The following is an 18,541-nucleotide window of genomic DNA, read 5'->3' as shown; positions in this document are numbered from 1 at the left end:
CCACAATATACCCCATGGGGGTATCGGGAGAGCACGATGAGTCATACGGTTCAAGAAAAGCAAAGACTTCTCAACAGGGTTCGCCGTATCAAGGGGCAGGTTGAGGCCATCGAACGGGCGCTTGAGGAAGAGCATGGTTGTTCGGATGTCCTGCAGCGGATTACGAGTTGTCGTGGAGCGATGAACGGCCTGCTTGCCGTGGTGCTGGAGGACCACATCAGGAACCACCTTGTCGATGCGAACGACGGCGAAGAGCTGGCCGGCAGTGCGACTGAACAGCTCATCGAGGTTGTTCACAGCTATTTCAAGTAGGTTTCGAAATGAATGATTTCAAAGACGCCGCATTCGGCGCAGGACATGACCATATCTTTCTGGGTGCCGGTCATGAAAAGAACGAACGAAAGACATGGGCTGTGATTGCGCTGTGCAGCGCGATGATGCTCGTTGAAATCGTTGGCGGCAGTATGTTCGGCTCGCTTGCGCTTGTCGCCGACGGCCTGCATATGTCGACGCATGCTGGAGCAATGCTGATTGCAGCGCTGGCGTACACCTACGCGCGCAAGTACGCCACCGACTCCCGCTTCGTGTTCGGTACCGGCAAGCTCGGTGACCTTGCAGGGTTCACGAGCGCCATCGTGCTTGCGATGATTGCAGTGCTGATTGGCTACGAGGCGATGTCGCGTTTTCTGTCGCCGGTACCCATTCACTTCGGCGAAGCGATTCCTATCGCGGTGGTCGGCCTGCTAGTCAACCTGGCAAGCGTGTGGCTGCTGAGCGGCGGTGACCACGGCCATAGCCATGGTCATGGTCATGAGCATGGTCACGACGACCACGCTCATGAAAACGAGGTGCGAAAGATTTTTGCGCCGTCCGGTGTGTTTGCCGTTTCCATCTTCGAAGATGGGGTGCCACCCGTTTTCCGCATTACACCGGCGACGCAGGGTTCACGACTGGACGCTTCAGCGGTGTCCGTTACGACGGTACGGCCCGATGGGACGCAACAGGTATTCGCGCTGGCGGATCGTGGCGGCTATCTGGAATCGAAGGAACACATTCCCGAGCCGCATGCTTTCAAGGCCATCGTGCGGATGCCGGACGGCGAACACGAAGTCGAGTTCGAAGAGCATGAGCACGGCCACGACGCGCATGAGGCTGCGACCCGGGATCACAACATCCGGTCAGCCTATATTCATGTCATGGCTGATGCGGCGGTCTCGGTGCTGGCCATCATCGGTCTGGTGCTGGCGCGCGCGTTCGGCTGGCTGTGGATGGACCCCCTGGCGGGCGTGATTGGTGCGCTGGTGATTGCAAACTGGTCATACGGCTTGATGCGAGACACGGGCGCAATCCTGCTCGACATGAACTCCGATCGACGTATGGCAGAGAACGTGCGTCATGCTATTGAGGACCGTGGCGACAAGGTCGTCGACCTGCACGTATGGCGCGTGGGTCCAGGTCACATGAGTGCGGTGGTGTCGGTGGCAACAGGTGAACCCCAACGAGATTCGCGTTTCTATCATGCAGTACTCGAGCGCTTCAAGGGGCTGTCGCATGTCACCGTTGAAGTGCGACCTTCGCAGGCGGCGGCCTGACCCATGCTCTTTCGATGGTAAGACCAGCTTATCCGTTGGGTGTTTTCTTACTGCGATATCGCAAGCCCATTCCCATCATTCTTGGCGTGCTCGCCGCGACGACAATCCGCAAACGAAGAGCGTCGCCGCCTCGCGATAGCGCCGGACCGGTCAGAAATTTGGCACGGCCCCGCCAGTGAGCCATACCGCGTATTACAAACGGTTACCGGAGAGACTACTCGGTTTCACCGAGCACTTTCCGCGCCGTCTACGATGTTGTGCCGGACCCTTTCAGGCGGTCCGCATAATCTGAATGGAAAAGCACCATGAAACGCGTATTGGTTTTAACCGCGCTGGGAGTTTCCCTGGGATGTGCATCCAGCTCGGCACTGGCTCACGCGGACATCGGCGTCTTTCTTGGCGTGCCCGGCCCAGTCTACGCGGCACCGCCTCCGGTCGTCTATCAACCGCCTCCGGTTGTCTACCAATCGCCGCCCGTCGTCTACGCGCCAGTACCGGCCTATGGCTACGGATATCAGGACGAATACCGGGAGGAGCGGCGTTGGCATGACAATGGCCGGCATCGTGGTTGGTACAAGCACCACCATGACGATGACGATGACTGATGCATCGTTGTGGCGGGCTCAGTGATAGAGCTCGTATCGTGGAAGCGATAACGCCGCAATATCATTGTCTGAATACTCTGTCGCCAAGCACGATTTTATGCATGTTCGAGGGGTAGACCCACTGAAGCGCTTGGCATTCGATAAGCTTCATGAACGCCGGTGGTCCGCTGCAGATTACATGTGAGTTCGCGTGGGTGGGGCTCAATGCGTGAGCCGTAGCGTTCGCAATCTGCGCCTCGCTTAGACCGATTCGGTGGTTAACCTGAGCATGGTCGCGAAGTTCGTCCAAATCCGTCCGGAAGACAGCTCGCTCGGGTGTTCTAGCGAAATTGTGAATTTCCAGGCAGCATCCCGCCCCTGATGCGATATGCCTTGCCACACCTGCGATCGCTTTGACTCCAACGCCAGCTGAGAACAGGATGTAGCGCGCGCTTTGGTCTATGACAACGGCAGTGTCTCGCGGAACGCCTACGTAAATTTCGTCTCCTCGGTTCCACGGGAATTCTGAACTTGCTCGTGCCGTCTCGCTATCGTCCTCTTGCCGGATTCCCAGTAAAAACGCGTCACGTCGTGAAGGAGCGTGCCATAGCGGGTGCGACCGCACGGCTCGGCTTCCATTGCCTCGAGCGAGGTCGACTATCGCTCCGTCTTCGAACGACGGTAGTTCCAACCGGTGCTTTATCTGCAATTCGACTGCGTGATAACCCTGGGCGAGTGGCCACTTCCGAGTCACAATCGCTGCAATCATCTTGTCGTCCATATTTGCTCCATTACGAACTGCGAAGGATGGGAGGGTGCTCCAGATGACATTGCAGAATTGCGGCCGACCCGAAGCTTTATGTTCAGCCGGACTCAGGGTAGGGCGCGTCTATGTTGACCGCAAGATGCGATAGTTGAATGCCGTCTATATGACATCCTTGATAATCATTCGTGTGCTGGCTGCTACTGCTTGCAGTCTACGGCGCCTTTCTCGCACAAGGGACGGCCGCCGCCGGCGCCACGCAGAATCAGGCGGGACGACCGCGCATCCTCTTTGCTCTCAAACATCCGATCGATGTGACTCGCTAAGGATAACTACGGGAAGATTGTCATGCTCCTTAGCAACCTACGCTTCAAGTATTGCGTCGAGGGCTGCGATGGATAGTGACGTCGTGCCGCATATCCAGGGCCGGGCGGTTCTCCGGCCGGCCTTTTGTCGTCCGCGAAAGGCGTTTTTTCCGGGCCGCTTCTTCGGGTTAGCCCAAATTCAACGCCGCTGTGGGGCAGTATTAGAATTAGTGATACTAGGTCGTAACATGCTGTTTTTCTGAATTCGTCACCATAAACTGGTTTCCAAGGTGCTCTTCACTTGAGCACCAGAACGAGAGACAGGAGACGATTGTGAACAGACACATATTGCTGGAGGACTTACCGCTTCGCCCCTTCCACGTGGGAGTTGCCTTCAGCGGAACGGGCGGGCAGTTCAGTGATGGTTTCGTCTTGGGAATTATCGGAATTGCCGTCACCATGGCTGCCGGTCCGCTTCATCTCGATGCCCTATGGATGGGACTGCTTGGGGCGGCGTCGCTTGCAGGGCTCTTCTTTGGCAGCATGCTGGCGGGCCCGATTGCGGACAAATACGGCCGTCGGACGATTTTTGCGTTCGACATGCTGCTCTTCGCGGTGGTCTCCGCTGCCCAGTATTTCGTGACGTCGCCCGAGCAGTTGCTGGTCTTGCGCCTCGTGCTCGGGTTCATTCTCGGCGCCGACTACGTGGTAAGCAAATCCCTTGTGACGGAATATTCGCCTCGTCGCTATCGTGGACGTCTGCTTAGCGTGCTCGCGGCGGCGTGGGCCGCCGGGTACGTCGGTGCCTACCTGGCCGGCTTCGCGATGCGGGATATCGGCCCTGACGCATGGCGCCTCATGCTGGCGGCAAGCGGAGTTCCGGCCCTGCTGATTCTTCCGTTCCGGCTCATCGTGCCCGAATCGCCGATGTGGCTGATGAAGCGTGGTCGCGGCGATGAAGCGCTTGCCATCATCCATCGCAAGTTCGGCCCAGAGGTCATGCTTTCGAAGCAGACCGTGGCGCCTCAACAATCACGCGGCGCCTGGTCGGAACTGTTCTCACCGCGTTGGCGCAAGAACACTATCGTTGGCTGCGTCTTCTACACGTGCCAAGTCATTCCTTACTTTGCGTTGGGCACCTTTTCACCGAAGGTTCTTGAGGCGCTGCAAGTAAAAGACAAGTTCGTGGGCGGCCTCGTCTACAACATCCTGCTCTTTGCCGGCGCAGTGATTGGCCTGCTGCTTATCGATAAGCTCTCCCGTCGCATGTTCCTCATCGGGACCTTCTACTTTGCGGCGCTTGCCTTGGCTGTGCTCGCGTACGCCAGCTTTGGACCCATCGGCACGATGCTGGCGTTCGGGCTCTTCGCATGCATTCTGTCAGCCGCAGCAAACCTCGAATTCGTCTATCCGCCCGAACTCTTCCCGACCCACCTTCGAGCATCCGGCGTCGGCTTGGCCGTCGCCTCAAGCCGTTTCGGTTCGGCCATCAGCACATTCCTGCTGCCGCTCGCAGTGCAGCACGTTGGCATTCACGCTCCGTTAGGTGTCTGTGTTGCGGTGCTGCTTATCGGCGGAGTCTTCTGCCATGTGCTGGCTCCGGAAACGGGTGGGGAAAACCTCTCGGACGTAAAGTCCGATGCTGCGGGCGAAGACCAACCGATAGCTGAGGAGCGACATGACGTATCCATCGCCACCTCAGCGTTGAGACGCAGCAAAACACGGTTCTGATTGCCCATAGAGAATGGCGGTCCGGACACGCGAACACAGGACAGTACGCTCTTATCAGGACGCGCCATGTCGCCAATCAAACCCATCGATATGCATGCAGTACAGGTCTTTGTCGCCGTCGCCGAAGAGGGAAGCATGTCGTCGGCGGCAGCCAGGCTGGGTATATCTCAATCAGGCGTGTCGCAAATCATTCGGCAACTCGAGGAAGAATTGGGCGTCGTCCTTGTCAACCGCACGACTAGGCCGCTGGCGCTAACACCCTTTGGCATCGCACTTCGAAATCGAGGCGCCGTTTTAAGCGAAGAGATTGCGAATCTGAAGGCGCAGGTCGTAGAAGCCGGACGAGGCATCAAGCCGGACTTGCGTATCGGGCTGGTCGACTCGTTTGCGTCTACTTGCGGCTCAGTATTTACAAAGAACTTGCTGGGAAAAGTTTCGCAGCTGTCGATACGTACCGGGTTGAGTCCCCAGCAGGGAGAAGCGCTTCTGCGGCGTGACCTCGACCTGATTGTCACGAGCGACCCGTTAATGGATGCGAATGACGTGGTTCGGTATCGACTTTTTTCGGAGCGCTACTTCGTCATAACGCCGAAGGCACTCAGGAGACCCGTGCGAACCGTCGAGGATGTACGAGCGCTTGGCAACAGCTTGCCCATTGTTCGATTCAATCGCACTTCACAGGTTGGGATGCAGATTGAGCGATATTTGCGACGAATTGAAGTGCGGCTTCCGAACCGGCTTGAACTGGACAACGCCGATGCGTTGACCTCGATGGTTGCGGAAGGAATTGGATGGGCCATCACGTCCCCAATGTGCCATCTTCAGGGGGTGACGCATGCAGGCAACGTCGCTATCCATGTGGTTGAAAAGTTGGGTCTCGAGCGTTCTCTTTACCTGGTGGCGCGAAGGGACGAATACAACGCATTTTTTGATGACGCGTGCGATACCGCGCGCGAGGTCATTGAAACGTCATTCTTGCCGAGGCTGAAAGCCTTAGGCGGAGAAATAGAGAAACTTATTACCGTTGGCGAAAGGAATTCTTATGAATAAGCTTACTCAAGGTGAACAGCGAGTCGAACGTGACTATGTCGGTGAAGTCACCATTCCAGGCGACAAGCTGTATGGAGTCAACACGGTTCGCGGAGTTGACAACCTCACGGTTTCGTCTCTGAACATCGCCCACTACGCGCAGTTCCGAGACGCTTTCGCCCAGGTCAAGTGGGCTGCGGCTCTGGCCAACTGCGATAACGCGGTCCTGACCAAAGAGCAATGCCAGGCCATCGTCAAAGCGTGCCAGGAAGTCATCGAGGGGCACTTTGACGCTTCGTTCGTGATCGACCTGATGGAGGGGTCGGGCGGGACATCCACCAACATGAACTTCAACGAGGTCATCGCCAATCGCGCCCAGCAGCTTTTGGGTCGCGCTGCCGGAAACTATGAAGTGATTCATCCGAATGACCACGTCAACCTGTCCCAATCTACGAACGATGTCTATCCGGCGGCGTTGAAAATTGCGACGTACGCAATGCTCGACCCATTGATCGAAGAGCTCACGCAACTTGCTGCCCTGTTTGATAGCAAAGCCACCGAGTTCGCTGACATACTGCATCTCGGTAGGACTTGCCTGCAGGACGCTCAGCCCATGCGTCTGGGTCAACTGTTCGGAGGCTACGCGTCTCTGACACAGCGTTTGGCAGAGGAGCTCATTGCGGTCCGGCATAAGCTCCGAACACTTCCTTTGGGTGGCACCGCAATTGGAACCGGCTTCGGCGCGCCCGCCGGTTACCGTGCCGCTGTGTACGCGCACCTTCGCGACATCACCGGAGTCGACTATCACGCGCCAACGAATCCGTTCGATGCAATGCAGAACATGGATGTGTTCTCACGCGTTTCGGCTGAACTTCGCACGTGTGCTGTTTCTCTCGCGAAAATCGCATCCGACCTGACGGTCCTGTCGTCGGGTCCTGTTGGCGGCCTTGGAGAGCTGAAGCTGCCGGAAGCGCAGGCCGGGTCATCCATCATGCCGGGTAAGGTGAATCCTGTCCTGCCGATGGCGATGATTCAGCTGAGCTTCGCGGTTGTTGGAAATGACGTTGCAGTTGCGCAGGCAGTGCAGTACGGCGAACTGGAAATCAACCATTTCGAGCCCGTGGTCGCGTCGCGCGTTTTCGACAGCATTGCGCTGCTCACAAACGGCATTCAGCGCTTCTCGCAGAAGTGCGTCAAGGACATCAAGGCTGATATTGCGCGCAACGAGCAGCATTTGATGGAATCCATGGCGGTTGCTACGGCACTGGTTCCGAAGATTGGCTACGCTCGTGTAAGCAAGCTTGCGCGCCAATCCGTGGTCGAAGGCCGCTCTCTGGTCTCGATTCTGGACGAGTCCGGACTGCTTTCCAAGGAAGACACCTTCGCGGCAATTCGCAAGGCGTCGTATCCTGTGTTTGACGCGTAAGCGTTCGCTGCGAGCGAGCCGGCCTGGAGCCGTTGCGGGTCCGCTCGCTTTTGGTTAAAGATAGACGACAGCATGCTAGGAAAAGACGAGCTACTGAATCTCCTGGAACAAAGGGAGATACCATTTTTCTGCGAGGAGCATGATTCGGTGCTTAATATGGCCGAGTCTGAAAAGCTGACGCTTTCGCTGGAAGGAGCACGCTGTAAAAACCTGCTCCTCCAAGATAAGAAGGGCCGGTACTTTCTCGTAGTGACGGCCGCCACCAAATCGCTTGACCTGTCCGCGGTCGCCGAAGCTCTGGGTAGCAAACGGCTTTCGTTCGCGTCCGCAGACAAGCTCTTCGAATTGCTGGGAATACGGACTGGCTCTCTGAGCCCCCTCGCGTTGGTCAATGATGATGCCAGGTGTGTTCGACTTGTCATCGACTCAGGGCTGGCCCGGGAGTCAACGTTTCTGTTTCACCCGCTTGAGAACAATGCAAGCGTGTCGCTTTCCCGAGCAGCATTGGATGACTTTCTCGCGAGCGTAGACCACCCTGTAGATTGGCGGGACCTCGCTGGATTTGCAACCAACACCCTGTCCGCCGCAGCCTGGGCAACACTGCCGGTCCCGGATATGTGCGCCGACGCGCCACGTATAAGAGACGAAGTGTAGAACCGACTACTGCTATCTCTGTGCGCCAGATGAAGGAAGTGCTTGCGCTTATCAAGCGTCTTCGTGACCAGGCACCCGAACCCGCAATCGAACCGGTCTTACGTTCGTGCCACAATACGCGCGTCGGCACGCCTACATGAAAGGGGACAGGCTTGAGCAAGAGCGCCGCGGCGACCACCGAGACATGGCATATGGACGACGCTACTGCGGGCGTGTGGATTCGCGCAGCCCATCTCGGTCGGAAGATAAAGGTCGAGAAGGGCAGCATGATTTATCGTCAGGGCGAACTCGGCTTTACCTTTTACTTTCTGCTTTCAGGCCGTATTCAGGTCTCGATTTTTCAAAGCGATGGCGCCGAGTTCATGCTTGAAATGATGGGGCCATGGGCGATGTTTGGCGAGTCCCCTGCAATGGACGGTTTTCCGCGCATTGCGACAGCCATCGCAGCTGAGGATTCGGAACTGATTGAGTTCGACATCAGGGTTATCACAGGCGTCATTCCGTCCTGCCCGGAGCTTGCCATCTCCCTCATGCGCATTGTTGCGCTCAAGCAGCGGATCCTGGCCTCCCGCATTCAATACCTTGCACTTCCGAAGCCGGAGATGAGAATCGGGGAACTACTGGGGCGGCTGGCAGAGCTGTACGGCGAGAAGCGCGAGAACGGGACGCTGATATCCATCCCTCTGACGCACGAGCAAATCGCCGCAATGACGGGCGCGACCCGCGTCACTGTCACACGCGCATTGAAGCGGTTGACGACGCTCGGCGCGATTGAGCTCCGGCAGCGTCGCATCTGGGTGCTCGATTCGTCCAAACTTCTCGGCTGATTTGGTAACTCGCTATACAGACTGCAGCCTTGTCGGTCACTTAAAGTGGTCACGTTGGAATCAATTTCCCGTACTACTCCAGTTGATTGAAGGACTGCCATGAGCAAAATCGAGCGCCTGCGTCTTCCTGACGATGACGCAACCTTCGGAAGCAATCGAATTTTCGACCTGTTCCAGTATTCGCCGGCCGTGACGGCCAAAGGGCTGGTGTTTATCGCCGGGCAAATCGGGCTGCGCGCCGACGGGTTGATTCCGGAGGACCCGAAGGAGCAATTCGACGTCGCATTCAAGCGCATCGAAGCCGTGCTCAAGCATATGGACCTCGATTTCACGGATGTCGTCGAGCTTGTTTCCTATCACGTCGATGTTGGCTCACAACTCGCCACCTTCCGCGAGGTAAAAGAGCAATACATCCGCTCCGACTTCCCGGCATGGACCATTCTCGGTATCGCCGCGCTGGCTCGCCCTGAGCTTATCGTCGAAATCAAGGTCGTCGCTGCGACCCGCAAGTAATTTTCACGCCGGAGCAGAAGATTCTCTTTGCTGGTGACTTCGTGGAATACCAGTCGACTCCCTTTGCGGCGATGCCTAGTTCCGCGCGTGGCCCATACTTTGGAATGCCACCTAATATCATGAGTACTCGAGTAAAAACTGACGGATTCGCCTTCGTAGAATTCGTCTCGTCCCGACCGATGGAGCTCGTCGATCTCTTCGAGAAACTTGGCTTCTGTCTTCGCGGTAAGTCCAGGAGCGGCATGCTCCTGATGACGCAAGGCGCGGCCGCGTTCATCGTTAATGGGAATCCGAACGCGTTCGAGTCCCGGCATGGTGCGTCAGTGAGGGCGATTGGCATTCGCGTCAACAACGCACAGGCTGCACGCGAGCAGGCAGTGGCCGGCGGTGCGGTTAGCGCCTCTGCCGAAAAGGAAGGAACGTTTGTCCTCGACACGCCGACGATTCTCGGTATCGGAGACAGTCTCGTGTACTTTGTTGACAGCGACTTCCGCGAAATCTTCTCGCTTCCGGTTGAAGCCCGAAACACGCAGGAAGGTGACGCCAATATCCTGGCCGTCGACCATACGTCGAATATTGTCCACCCCAAGAACCTAGATTTGTGGGCCAACTTCTACCGCGACACGTTCGGCTTCGCGGAGAAGCAGTATCTCGAAGTCAAAGGGCACATGTCCGGAATGCGTGCGCGCTCAATGGTGAGCCCGTGCGGCCGCGTGTCGATTCCGGTGGCAGCTGCCGCCCATGACCAACCTGGCGTGCTCAACCAGAACGATGAATTCATCCGTGACTACGGTGGCGAAGGGATTCAACACATCGCGCTGCTGACGTCCGACATCGAAGACACCATTCAAAAGCTCAGTGCCGCCGGCGTCGAGTTTATGGCGGCGCCATCGCAGAACTATTACGACGGAATCGATAGACGTCTTCCGGGGCACGGCCTCGACATCAGGCGTCTGACTGAGCGTGGCATCCTGGTCGACGGTAAGGGTCCGCAGAAAATTCTGCTCCAACGCTTCACGAAGCGTCAGATCGGCCCGGTCTTCTTCGAAATTATTGAACGCCGCGGAGAAGACGGATTTGGCGAAGGCAATTTCAAGACGCTGTTCGAATCGCAGGAGAAGGACCAGCAACAACGCGGCTCGCTCAATTGACCGCGCGGCAGGGGCGGCCGTAGTCCCTGCCGCCTACTGCACTCCCAAGAGGCGGCGCAAAGGACGAATCCAATGCATCGCCTGCGGGACTTTGCTAATCGCCTTCGACCCATTCCCTAAACATGGTCGCCGAGAATCTTGAAGGAATGAAGCCACGACGGAGCAGGACATCCGAAAACATTTCCTATCCCGGTACGACGCATGGATGACTGCCGTGGCGAAGAAAGACCTCGACACGATAGCGTCAATCTACGCGAGTGACGCCGTATATCATGCACAAAAGCAGACGTTCGCTTCATTACGTCGTCCCGCCGCGCCGGTGCTCTCGATGCGTTGCGTGCTCTGTCAGCAGCCGTCGCATGGTAGCCAGTAAAATTTGCCCATCTACGGGCTTGCGAAGGAAACCGTCGTAGCTGACGAAGGCGGGTGGACTCGGCTCTCCTGAAACCAGTATGAAGACAACATCGGCTAGTCCGGGAAGAGTGCGCAGTTGGTGACAGAGTTCGCTTCCCGACATCACCGGCATACGCCAGTCGGCAACCACAATGTCCACAGGAAATTCGATGAACATTGCCAATGCTGATTGGCCGTCGCGCGCGCTCCTAACCTCAAACCCATCAGCGGCACAACTGGCGCTCCATGCAGCCAACGTCTCCTCATCATCGTCTACCAGCAATACGCTTGTCATACGCAATTGTCCGAGCCGCCACATGATGTTTGGCAGCCTGATGCTGGCTAAAGTTCACACAAAATCTCGTCGGCACCGCACGCCTGTAGCGCTCGTGTCGTTTCGCATAATGTCCTGTTTAAGCAGCGTAAACGGCTAACGGACGCCGACCGGTCACTCCAGGTAAAAGTGACCAAGACTGCAACCGAAAGTCAGCGAATCGCTACCGACAAAATCGCCTGGAAGCGCGGCGAACTGGAGGACATTCAGTGCGCCGAGCGTAAGGTGCGGGACTCACGCATCTATCCTGAGCATTACGCGCCCGTGATGGTCATGGAAAATGGTCAGCCCGTTGTAAAGACCGCCACTATTTCCAGACCGAAGTTATCGGTCAAACTCCTTCGTTTGGTCGGCTTCTTCAAACTTCTTGCCCAGACCCGTTGGCACGAGAATCAGAGACCGGTCCGTCGAGTCATAGTTTTCGGCCAGCTTGAACGCTTCAGAAATGATCGTTTGCACGTCCTGCCGCAACATGGTCACGTCGAAAGGTAGATTTGCCGCGAATGGGTCCCAGTCGAAGCAGCCGACAACCGCAGACTTCCACGCGTCAGGCGGCAACGTTGACGTGAACTGAACCACCCCTTCAAACGCGGTAATCGAATTCATCAGCAAACCGGCCGGAAGTCGCCCAAGCTTTTCACAGCGAATCGTGAGTGCGCGTTTGGCAGCAGCGGCGTTATATCCACAGCAGTCGATTGCATCTGCAGCAGGCGTCATTTGACGAGCTTCGAAAGCGTCTCTGAATCCTGCGATACGCATCTCAGTCGCATATTCATCCGCGACACCTCCTAGCAAGAGCAACTCGTCTGGCGCCGCGCCGCGTGCTAGCAGCTTGTCAATCAGCACGTCCGTAATAGCTTGAGCGCCTTTGCGGTTATCGGATACGACCGACGGCGCACCGTCACCTGGCAGGTCCAGATTGATGGAAGGGACACCTGCGGCCGAACAGAGCTCGTTCAGTGGTGTCGGGTTACGCACGCCGGCGATAAATAGCAGTTCGACCCGCTGCGAAAGGAGTGTTTCTGTAACGCTCACCTCGACTGCGGGGTCGCGCTGAGTGCCCACAACTATCGGGCAAAGTCCACGACTACGAGCCTGCTCTTCGAAGGTCTCGGCGAGCCCCGCAAAAAAACGGTTCCGATAATGGGGAAGAACCATACCCACGAGACCCGAGCGCGACAGCCGCAGTCCTCGAGCTTTCATGTTGACGTTATACCCAAGCTGACGCGCGCTTTCGAGTATTCGGTTCGCAGTCTCCTCTTTGATTCGATAGCGGACCCAACTGCCGTTCAGCACCATGCTGACCGTAGCCGTCGAAGAACCTGTCGCCTTTGCGACGTCATAAATCGTGGACTTGCGTCCGGGGTTGCTGCTTGCCATCAAGTTGCTCCGAGGGCATTGCGCCGTTATGTCCCGAAAAGGTAGCCGTTTCCCGACAGTACCCAATACCAGGGTTTTTCCGGCTCGACCGAAGTGCTAAATAGATTCAGCATACACCCACCCGAACTGCTAAATGGATTTAGCAACTTTAGCAAGATGCGAAGTCGGGCCTTTAATCACTCATTTAGGGCGTCTGCGTGCCCAGGCGTCTACCGGAGGAGACATGTTCAAGAACATCATCCGCACTTTGGGCGCCGGCGCAGTCGCGCTCGCCTTGACGACGAGTTTTGCATCGGCCTCGCCTGACAAGCCTGTAATCGGTGTCGTTGTGAAGATTGGCGGCATTCCATGGTTCAACGCCATGGAAGCGGGCATCAAGAAGCGCGCTGACCAACTCGGCGTCAAGGCATTCATGGTCGGGCCGACGAGCGCTGACCCTGCGCTCCAGGTACGAGCAATCGAGGACTTGATTGCGCAGCACGTAGACGTCATCGGCGTCGTGCCGAACGACGCACAGGTTCTGGAACCCGTTCTTCAGCGCGCCAGAGCCGCCGGTATCAAGGTCATTACCCATGAGTCACCGAAGCAGCAGAACGTGGACTGGGACTTTGAACTGGCCTCGTCCAAAGGTTTCGGCGAAGCCTACGGAAAACGCCTTGGCGAGGCGCTGGGCGGGAAGGGCGAATACGCCGTTTTCGTCGGTTCGCTGACAGTGCCGCTCCATAACGCCTGGGCGGATGCGGCAATCGCCTACATCAAGGCCAACTATCCCGGGATGACCCTCGTCGGCGATCGCTACGGCGTCGCTGAAGACGTGGACGCGTCGCGCAAAACCGCGCTTGACCTGATGCGCGCTCATCCTAACTTGAAGGGCATCCTTGCGTTCGGCAGTCAGGGCCCGATTGGGGCGGCTCGCGCCGTCGCGGAGCAGCAGGCGAAAGGAAAGGTCCTGGTTCTCGGGCCGTTCTCGCCTGGACAGGGCCGAAAGCTCGTCCACGATGGCGTGTTGAGCGGCGGGTACATGTGGAATCCGGAAGTCGCGGGCGAAGTGTTTGTGACGCTGGGCACGATGCTCGTAAAGGGGCAGCCGATTAAGGACGGCACGAATATTCCGGGTCTGGGTGTTGTTCATCCCGACGGTCACAACCTGATTGTCGACCAACTTGTCGACCTCAACGCCAAAACCGTCGACGACCTCGCAAAGATGGGCCTCTGACCGCAATCCTTTTACCGAACGGGTGAGCGCGGTTGCAGCGCTGCTCACCCGGAAGTTAACGGTACGACACATCTGGTCGCCAGCCAGTCGCGCGCAAGTACCATCGGAGCGTTTCCATGAGTCAACCAGCTTCCATCAACGTCCACCGTTCTCAACGAGGTGATGCGCACATGGCATCGGGCGCGCTCGACGGCGACTGCATGCCACTGCTCAAGCTCGAGAACATTTCCAAAATCTTCGGTGGCGTTAAGGCGCTGCGGGCCGTGAAGTTCGACGTCATGCCCGGAGAAGTTCTCTGCCTTGCGGGCGAGAATGGCTGCGGCAAGAGCACCATCATCAAGATTATCAGTGGGGTCTATCAGCCGGAGCCTGGCGCAGTGATGCTCATGGACGGTGAGTCAATCGAAGGGCTCGACCCGGCCAGGGCCCGTGACCTCGGTATTCAGGTCATCTGGCAAGACCTGGCGCTTTTCCCCGAAATGACTGTCGCGGAAAACATCGCTTTCGAGCAGAACCTGGGGTCTCGTCCGCGTATCGTTAGATACGGAAAGATGAAGGAGGCGGCCCGCCGGATTCTCGAGCGGCTCGGAGTCTCCATCGACCTCAACCGTTCTGTTCGCTCGCTATCAATTGCCCAGCGCCAAGTCGTGGCCATCGCCAGAGCGCTTGTTCGCGACGCACGTCTTGTCTTCATGGACGAGCCGACTGCCTCGCTCAGCCATGCTGAGACCGAAGCTCTGCTGAAAATTGTCCGGCGACTTTCTGCGGACGGAATTGCCGTGGTGTTCGTCAGCCATCGGCTCGCTGAAGTGCTGGACGTCTGCACCCGCGTGACCGTTTTCCGCGATGGACAGTACGTCGGCACCTTTCCCACCGAAGGGATGACGCAAACCCGCCTCACGGAATTGATGACGGGCCGAACTTTCGACTATGAAGTACGCACGACAGACCTGAAGAAAGCGCCGGTTGTACTGGAGGTACAGGGGTTATCGCGAGCCCGTCAATACCATGACGTGTCGTTCAAAGTGCGACGAGGCGAGATTCTTGGCATGACGGGACGCCTTGGCGCAGGAAGAACGGAAGTTGCATTGTCGCTTTTCGGAATGACGCGCCCAGGTGCGGGTTTCATCCAGCTCGACGGAAAAGAGATTTCGCTGCGCACAAATCGTGATGCTATCCAGGCAGGGATAGCCTACGTGTCTGAAGACCGACTCCAACTCGGCCTTGTCCAGCCGCAATCAATCGGAGACAACACGGTCGCGGCGGTGTTGGACAACCTTCTGGATGGCACCCATCTCATTGCTGCCAAAAAAAGAAACGCGCTGATTCAAGACTGGATCCAACAACTGGCCGTGAAAATTGGAAAACCGGACGATGCGGTCTCCACGCTGTCGGGCGGCAACCAGCAGCGCATCGTGCTCGCCAAGTGGCTGGCAACAAACCCGAAGCTCCTTATTCTGGATTCGCCCACCGTCGGCGTCGATGTCGGCGCCCGTGCCGGCATCTTCGCCATCATTCACAAGCTCGCTGCTGAGGGTATGGCCATCTTGCTGATATCGGACGAAATTCCGGAGGTCTACTTCAACTCCGACCGAATTCTGCATATGCGCGACGGCCGCATTGTTAAAGAGTACGTGCCGGGAATGACAACGATGGAACAAATCGAGCGAGACGTCCATGCCTGATTTTCGCAAACTCGGAATCGGTTCGATCGAGGCCCTCCTGATTCTCGTAATCGCCATCATGGTGATTGGCCTCAGCCTTTCAACCTCGACATTCCTTACTCTTCCCAATCTGTTCGACCTGCTCAACCAGAGTTCCGTCAACATCATTTTCGCAGTCGGGCTACTGGTGGTGCTGATTGCTGGTGGCATTGATATCTCATTCGCCGTCGGCGCATCGGTGGTTCAGTACCTCACTGCGTTGACCGTGATGCGACTCGGTGGTGGTAACTGGGCTCTCGGCTTCATCGTGTCCGCGTTTTTCGGATTTCTGCTTGGCTCAATCAACGCCACGATTATCTACAGATTTCGCATTGTTTCAATTGTGGTGACGATTGCCACGTTCAATGTGTTCTTCGGCGGGTTGATGTTTCTCACGGGCGGGGTCTCTATTTACGACCTGCCGGACTGGTGGACGGACAGAGTTTCCCTCATCCATTTCAACACCGCGAGTGGCAATGCGAATCTCGCACTGCCTGTGGCCGTGATGGTCGTCATGGTCATAGCAACATGGTTTCTGCTGCGGCGCACGACAACCGGTCGACAGCTCTACGCAATGGGCGACAACCCCGAGGCGGCGCGCCGCGTGGGGGTCAACATAGGTGCGATGCATTACATCGCCTTTGGATGGCTCGGCATGATGGCCGGCATTGCCGGACTCATGCAAGCCCACTACGTGCAGGAAGTCGTTCCGAACGCATTTTACGGCCGCGAATTGGATGTGCTTGCTGCCGTAGTGCTCGGTGGTGCAAGGTTGGGCGGCGGCCGCGGCACGATTCTCGGCGCCATCCTCGGCATCCTCCTGACCGCCATCACCGCCAACGGCCTGAACTTGCTCGGCATCTCGCCGTACGCGTTCAAGATGATCATCGGAGCCATCATCCTCATCGCCATTACCTTGTCGAGCGGCGGCTTCGCCAAGCTCGTCGGAGCGCGATTCACGTCACAAAGCGTAAAGGCCTCGTCATGAAAATGTCCTCATCTCAACGCGCGCCGCTCGTACCGGCAGACGTCGCCGGGTTGCTTGGGTTTCTCATCCTGGTCGTCGCTGTCCTGAGCTTCGCATCTGACCGCTTTTTCTCGGCGAGCACATTCGTGTCGGTAGCGTTCCAGTTGCCGGAGCTCGGGTTCTTTACGCTGGCCATGCTGATGCCTTTGATTTCCGGCGGCTTCAATCTCTCGGTGACTTTCACCGCGAACATTTCGGGGTTGGCCATGGCGTGGGTGCTGCGTACGTACGGCGGAGCGGACGCCGGCGCTTTAGCCATCATCCTCGGCATCGCTGCCGCGTTGGCCACAGGCGCCGCCGCCGGTTGGGTGATGGGCGCCGTCATTGCGCGTACGGGAGCAAGCCCCATCCTCGTGTCCTTGTCGATGATGATTTTCTTGCGCGGATTGGGGGAGTTCCTCACTCGTGGCGGCGACATCTCCGGGTTCCCGCCGTTTGTGCGCGAAATGGGCAACGGGGTCTTCCTCGGCGTACCGATTCCCCTCCTGATTTTTCTCGGCTGCGCATTACTTTGGCACGTTGTCATGACACGGTCGCGGCTAGGCTTCGCCACACGCATGATTGGGTCGAATCTCGAGGCGACGCGGTACTCCGGCATCGCGACGACACGCGCCGTCACCCGAATTTACATGCTATCGGGATTGATGTGCGGCGTCGCTGGCGTGGTGATGGCCGCCCAGTTCAACTCGGTTCGCGTTGGCCATGGCGAGGCCTTTCTGCTCATTTCCGTGCTTGCGTGCTTCTTGGGTCGCGTGGACCCATTCGGCGGCTTTGGTCGCGTCGTACCGGTCGTGATTGCACTTGTGATTCTGCAGGTTATCGCTTCTGGCCTCAATTTGCTCGGTGCCAACCAACACCTGGCGACTGCGCTGTGGGGCGTGTTCTTGCTTGCTGTGATGCTCTTCCGTTGGGCATGGGCGAAGGGCATTTCGAAAACTTTGGTCCGCAGGCGCGTGACCGCATCTGAAGGAGTTACACAATGAATAAGCTTGGCGTACACGCACTGGTATGGGCTGGCGACCTCACCCCCGAATCGACTCGCAAAGTCTTGAGCCAGACCAAAGCTGCTGGTTTCGACCTGGCTGAACTGTCGTTGCATGGGCCGAAGGTCATGGACCTGGCGCTCACGCGGGATTTGCTGCAAGAGCATGAGTTGGATATCGGTTGCTCGCGCGGTCTCACCTTTGATGCGGACGTGTCCAGCGAGGACTCTGCTACGGTCGCACGCGGGGTTTCGATGCTGGAGGAAGGTATTAGCGTCACGGCAGAGCTGGGTGGAGGCTACTTCGGCGGGATTCTTTACGGTGCGATGGGAAAATACAATGCACCGGTTACCAAGCAAGGCCGTCGTAATGCGATTGATTCGCTCAAGCGCATTGCTGATTTCGCGTTGAAGAAGAACGTGACGCTTGGGCTTGAAGTGGTAAATCGCTACGAGAGCAATTTGCTGAACACCGCTTCGCAGGCGCTTGCCATGATTGACGAGGTCGATGCGCCCAATGTTGTCGTTCACCTCGATACGTATCACATGAACATTGAGGAATCCGATTTTATGCAGCCGGTTCTGCAATGTGGCAAGCGTCTTGGCTACGTTCATATCGGGGAAAGCAATCGCGGCTACCTCGGGTCGGGGACGATCGATTTCTCTCAGTTCTTCCACGCACTCGCCATGATTGACTACAAGGGCGTCGTAACTTTTGAGAGCTTCTCGTCGACGGTCGTCAACGAGCAGTTGTCCAATGCGTTGGCAATCTGGCGCAACTTGTGGGACGACGGTATGGACCTGGCCAAACATGCGCGGGAGTTCATCGCTGGTGGCATCAACGCCGCCGCAAAAGCAAAAACGCACCACTAGGCGCCTACCGGATGAAGTAAGTGTCGCGACAATGGCTCGGCAATCGGGCTTCGGCGAG

The 18,541-nt window shown here is 57.3% G+C and carries 17 protein-coding genes and 1 pseudogene; 16 read left to right on the top strand and 2 right to left on the bottom strand.

The window, feature by feature from the left end; genetic code table 11:
- The first annotated feature begins 36 nt into the window (after window positions 1–36).
- The 10 genes from P0D96_RS28665 to P0D96_RS28620 all read left to right on the top strand — a co-directional run bounded on the left by P0D96_RS28665 (window position 37) and on the right by P0D96_RS28620 (window position 10,575).
- Window positions 37–312 carry a metal/formaldehyde-sensitive transcriptional repressor gene (locus P0D96_RS28665; protein ID WP_408180352.1) on the top strand — a complete coding sequence of 92 codons (276 nt, stop codon included), beginning with the start codon at window positions 37–39 and terminating at the stop codon, window positions 310–312.
- An 8-nt stretch (window positions 313–320) separates the two neighbouring features.
- Complete coding sequence (gene dmeF, locus P0D96_RS28660) at window positions 321–1,592, top strand: CDF family Co(II)/Ni(II) efflux transporter DmeF (protein WP_408316792.1); 1,272 nt, start codon at window positions 321–323, stop codon at window positions 1,590–1,592.
- A gap of 305 nt (window positions 1,593–1,897) precedes the next feature.
- The gene (locus P0D96_RS28655; RefSeq protein ID WP_132375577.1) at window positions 1,898–2,197 is read left to right on the top strand and encodes a hypothetical protein; all 300 of its coding nucleotides are present in this window, start codon (window positions 1,898–1,900) and stop codon (window positions 2,195–2,197) included.
- 1,380 nt (window positions 2,198–3,577) lie between these two features.
- Window positions 3,578–4,975 carry an MFS transporter gene (locus P0D96_RS28650; RefSeq protein ID WP_408316789.1) on the top strand — a complete coding sequence of 466 codons (1,398 nt, stop codon included), beginning with the start codon at window positions 3,578–3,580 and terminating at the stop codon, window positions 4,973–4,975.
- Window positions 4,976–5,041: 66 nt separating this feature from the next.
- Window positions 5,042–6,025: a LysR family transcriptional regulator gene (locus tag P0D96_RS28645; RefSeq protein WP_132375575.1), complete on the top strand. Its 984-nt coding sequence runs from the start codon at window positions 5,042–5,044 to the stop codon at window positions 6,023–6,025.
- Window positions 6,018–7,430 (top strand): aspartate ammonia-lyase, encoded by a 1,413-nt coding sequence (locus tag P0D96_RS28640; protein WP_408316787.1) that lies wholly within the window; start codon window positions 6,018–6,020, stop codon window positions 7,428–7,430. Before P0D96_RS28645 ends, P0D96_RS28640 begins: the two co-directional genes overlap by 8 nt.
- 72 nt (window positions 7,431–7,502) lie before the next feature.
- A complete protein-coding gene (locus P0D96_RS28635; RefSeq protein WP_408316785.1) occupies window positions 7,503–8,084 on the top strand; it encodes a prolyl-tRNA synthetase associated domain-containing protein in 582 nt (193 codons plus the stop codon).
- 152 nt (window positions 8,085–8,236) lie between these two features.
- Window positions 8,237–8,911, top strand: coding sequence for a Crp/Fnr family transcriptional regulator (locus tag P0D96_RS28630; RefSeq protein ID WP_408316783.1), 675 nt, complete (start codon window positions 8,237–8,239; stop codon window positions 8,909–8,911).
- A 99-nt stretch (window positions 8,912–9,010) separates the two neighbouring features.
- Window positions 9,011–9,424 carry a RidA family protein gene (locus P0D96_RS28625; protein WP_408316781.1) on the top strand — a complete coding sequence of 138 codons (414 nt, stop codon included), beginning with the start codon at window positions 9,011–9,013 and terminating at the stop codon, window positions 9,422–9,424.
- A gap of 71 nt (window positions 9,425–9,495) precedes the next feature.
- On the top strand, window positions 9,496–10,575 hold the full coding sequence (locus P0D96_RS28620; RefSeq protein WP_408316850.1) for a 4-hydroxyphenylpyruvate dioxygenase family protein: 1,080 nt from the start codon (window positions 9,496–9,498) through the stop codon (window positions 10,573–10,575).
- A gap of 298 nt (window positions 10,576–10,873) precedes the next feature.
- Here the strand turns inward: P0D96_RS28620 and P0D96_RS28615 are convergent, their stop codons facing one another.
- The gene (locus P0D96_RS28615; protein WP_408316779.1) at window positions 10,874–11,263 is read right to left on the bottom strand and encodes a response regulator; all 390 of its coding nucleotides are present in this window, start codon (window positions 11,261–11,263) and stop codon (window positions 10,874–10,876) included.
- 114 nt (window positions 11,264–11,377) lie between these two features.
- Here P0D96_RS28615 and P0D96_RS28610 point away from each other — a divergent pair.
- Window positions 11,378–11,602, top strand: a pseudogene (locus P0D96_RS28610) (SOS response-associated peptidase family protein); the annotation flags it as partial.
- Window positions 11,603–11,626: 24 nt separating this feature from the next.
- On the opposite strand, the gene P0D96_RS28605 reads toward P0D96_RS28610, so the two are convergent.
- Window positions 11,627–12,682 (bottom strand): LacI family DNA-binding transcriptional regulator, encoded by a 1,056-nt coding sequence (locus tag P0D96_RS28605; RefSeq protein ID WP_408316777.1) that lies wholly within the window; start codon window positions 12,680–12,682, stop codon window positions 11,627–11,629.
- Between the two features lie 223 nt (window positions 12,683–12,905).
- Between P0D96_RS28605 and P0D96_RS28600 the strand changes: the two genes are divergently transcribed.
- The 5 genes from P0D96_RS28600 (at window position 12,906) to P0D96_RS28580 (ending at window position 18,483) form a co-directional block, all read left to right on the top strand.
- Window positions 12,906–13,898 carry a substrate-binding domain-containing protein gene (locus tag P0D96_RS28600; protein WP_132375561.1) on the top strand — a complete coding sequence of 331 codons (993 nt, stop codon included), beginning with the start codon at window positions 12,906–12,908 and terminating at the stop codon, window positions 13,896–13,898.
- Between the two features lie 170 nt (window positions 13,899–14,068).
- Window positions 14,069–15,583, top strand: a complete 1,515-nt coding sequence (locus P0D96_RS28595) for a sugar ABC transporter ATP-binding protein (protein ID WP_408316848.1) — start codon at window positions 14,069–14,071, stop codon at window positions 15,581–15,583.
- Window positions 15,576–16,589 carry an ABC transporter permease gene (locus tag P0D96_RS28590; RefSeq protein WP_132375557.1) on the top strand — a complete coding sequence of 338 codons (1,014 nt, stop codon included), beginning with the start codon at window positions 15,576–15,578 and terminating at the stop codon, window positions 16,587–16,589. Before P0D96_RS28595 ends, P0D96_RS28590 begins: the two co-directional genes overlap by 8 nt.
- The gene (locus tag P0D96_RS28585) at window positions 16,586–17,611 is read left to right on the top strand and encodes an ABC transporter permease (RefSeq protein WP_408180362.1); all 1,026 of its coding nucleotides are present in this window, start codon (window positions 16,586–16,588) and stop codon (window positions 17,609–17,611) included. The genes P0D96_RS28590 and P0D96_RS28585 overlap by 4 nt, the downstream gene beginning before the upstream one ends.
- The gene (locus P0D96_RS28580) at window positions 17,608–18,483 is read left to right on the top strand and encodes a sugar phosphate isomerase/epimerase family protein (protein WP_132375553.1); all 876 of its coding nucleotides are present in this window, start codon (window positions 17,608–17,610) and stop codon (window positions 18,481–18,483) included. The genes P0D96_RS28585 and P0D96_RS28580 overlap by 4 nt, the downstream gene beginning before the upstream one ends.
- Window positions 18,484–18,541: the final 58 nt, after the last annotated feature.

It is taken from the genome of Paraburkholderia sp. RL17-347-BIC-D (assembly GCF_046027915.1).
GTDB lineage: Bacteria > Pseudomonadota > Gammaproteobacteria > Burkholderiales > Burkholderiaceae > Paraburkholderia.
Note: the sequence above shows the minus strand (reverse complement) of the source record. Positions and strands in the feature narration are given on the sequence as shown.

Bases quoted from the DNA above. Each gene is read 5' to 3' on its own strand.
- P0D96_RS28605 (WP_408316777.1), bottom strand. From the start codon at position 12,682: ATGGCAAGCAGCAACCCCGGACGCAAGTCCACGATTTATGACGTCGCA.
- P0D96_RS28600 (WP_132375561.1), top strand. From the start codon at position 12,906: ATGTTCAAGAACATCATCCGCACTTTGGGCGCCGGCGCAGTCGCGCTC.
- P0D96_RS28635 (WP_408316785.1), top strand. From the start codon at position 7,503: ATGCTAGGAAAAGACGAGCTACTGAATCTCCTGGAACAAAGGGAGATA.
- P0D96_RS28580 (WP_132375553.1), top strand. From the start codon at position 17,608: ATGAATAAGCTTGGCGTACACGCACTGGTATGGGCTGGCGACCTCACC.
- P0D96_RS28615 (WP_408316779.1), bottom strand. From the start codon at position 11,263: ATGACAAGCGTATTGCTGGTAGACGATGATGAGGAGACGTTGGCTGCA.
- P0D96_RS28645 (WP_132375575.1), top strand. From the start codon at position 5,042: ATGTCGCCAATCAAACCCATCGATATGCATGCAGTACAGGTCTTTGTC.
- P0D96_RS28665 (WP_408180352.1), top strand. From the start codon at position 37: ATGAGTCATACGGTTCAAGAAAAGCAAAGACTTCTCAACAGGGTTCGC.
- P0D96_RS28585 (WP_408180362.1), top strand. From the start codon at position 16,586: ATGAAAATGTCCTCATCTCAACGCGCGCCGCTCGTACCGGCAGACGTC.
- P0D96_RS28620 (WP_408316850.1), top strand. From the start codon at position 9,496: ATGCCTAGTTCCGCGCGTGGCCCATACTTTGGAATGCCACCTAATATC.
- P0D96_RS28595 (WP_408316848.1), top strand. From the start codon at position 14,069: ATGGCATCGGGCGCGCTCGACGGCGACTGCATGCCACTGCTCAAGCTC.
- P0D96_RS28640 (WP_408316787.1), top strand. From the start codon at position 6,018: ATGAATAAGCTTACTCAAGGTGAACAGCGAGTCGAACGTGACTATGTC.
- P0D96_RS28655 (WP_132375577.1), top strand. From the start codon at position 1,898: ATGAAACGCGTATTGGTTTTAACCGCGCTGGGAGTTTCCCTGGGATGT.
- P0D96_RS28590 (WP_132375557.1), top strand. From the start codon at position 15,576: ATGCCTGATTTTCGCAAACTCGGAATCGGTTCGATCGAGGCCCTCCTG.
- P0D96_RS28625 (WP_408316781.1), top strand. From the start codon at position 9,011: ATGAGCAAAATCGAGCGCCTGCGTCTTCCTGACGATGACGCAACCTTC.
- dmeF (WP_408316792.1), top strand. From the start codon at position 321: ATGAATGATTTCAAAGACGCCGCATTCGGCGCAGGACATGACCATATC.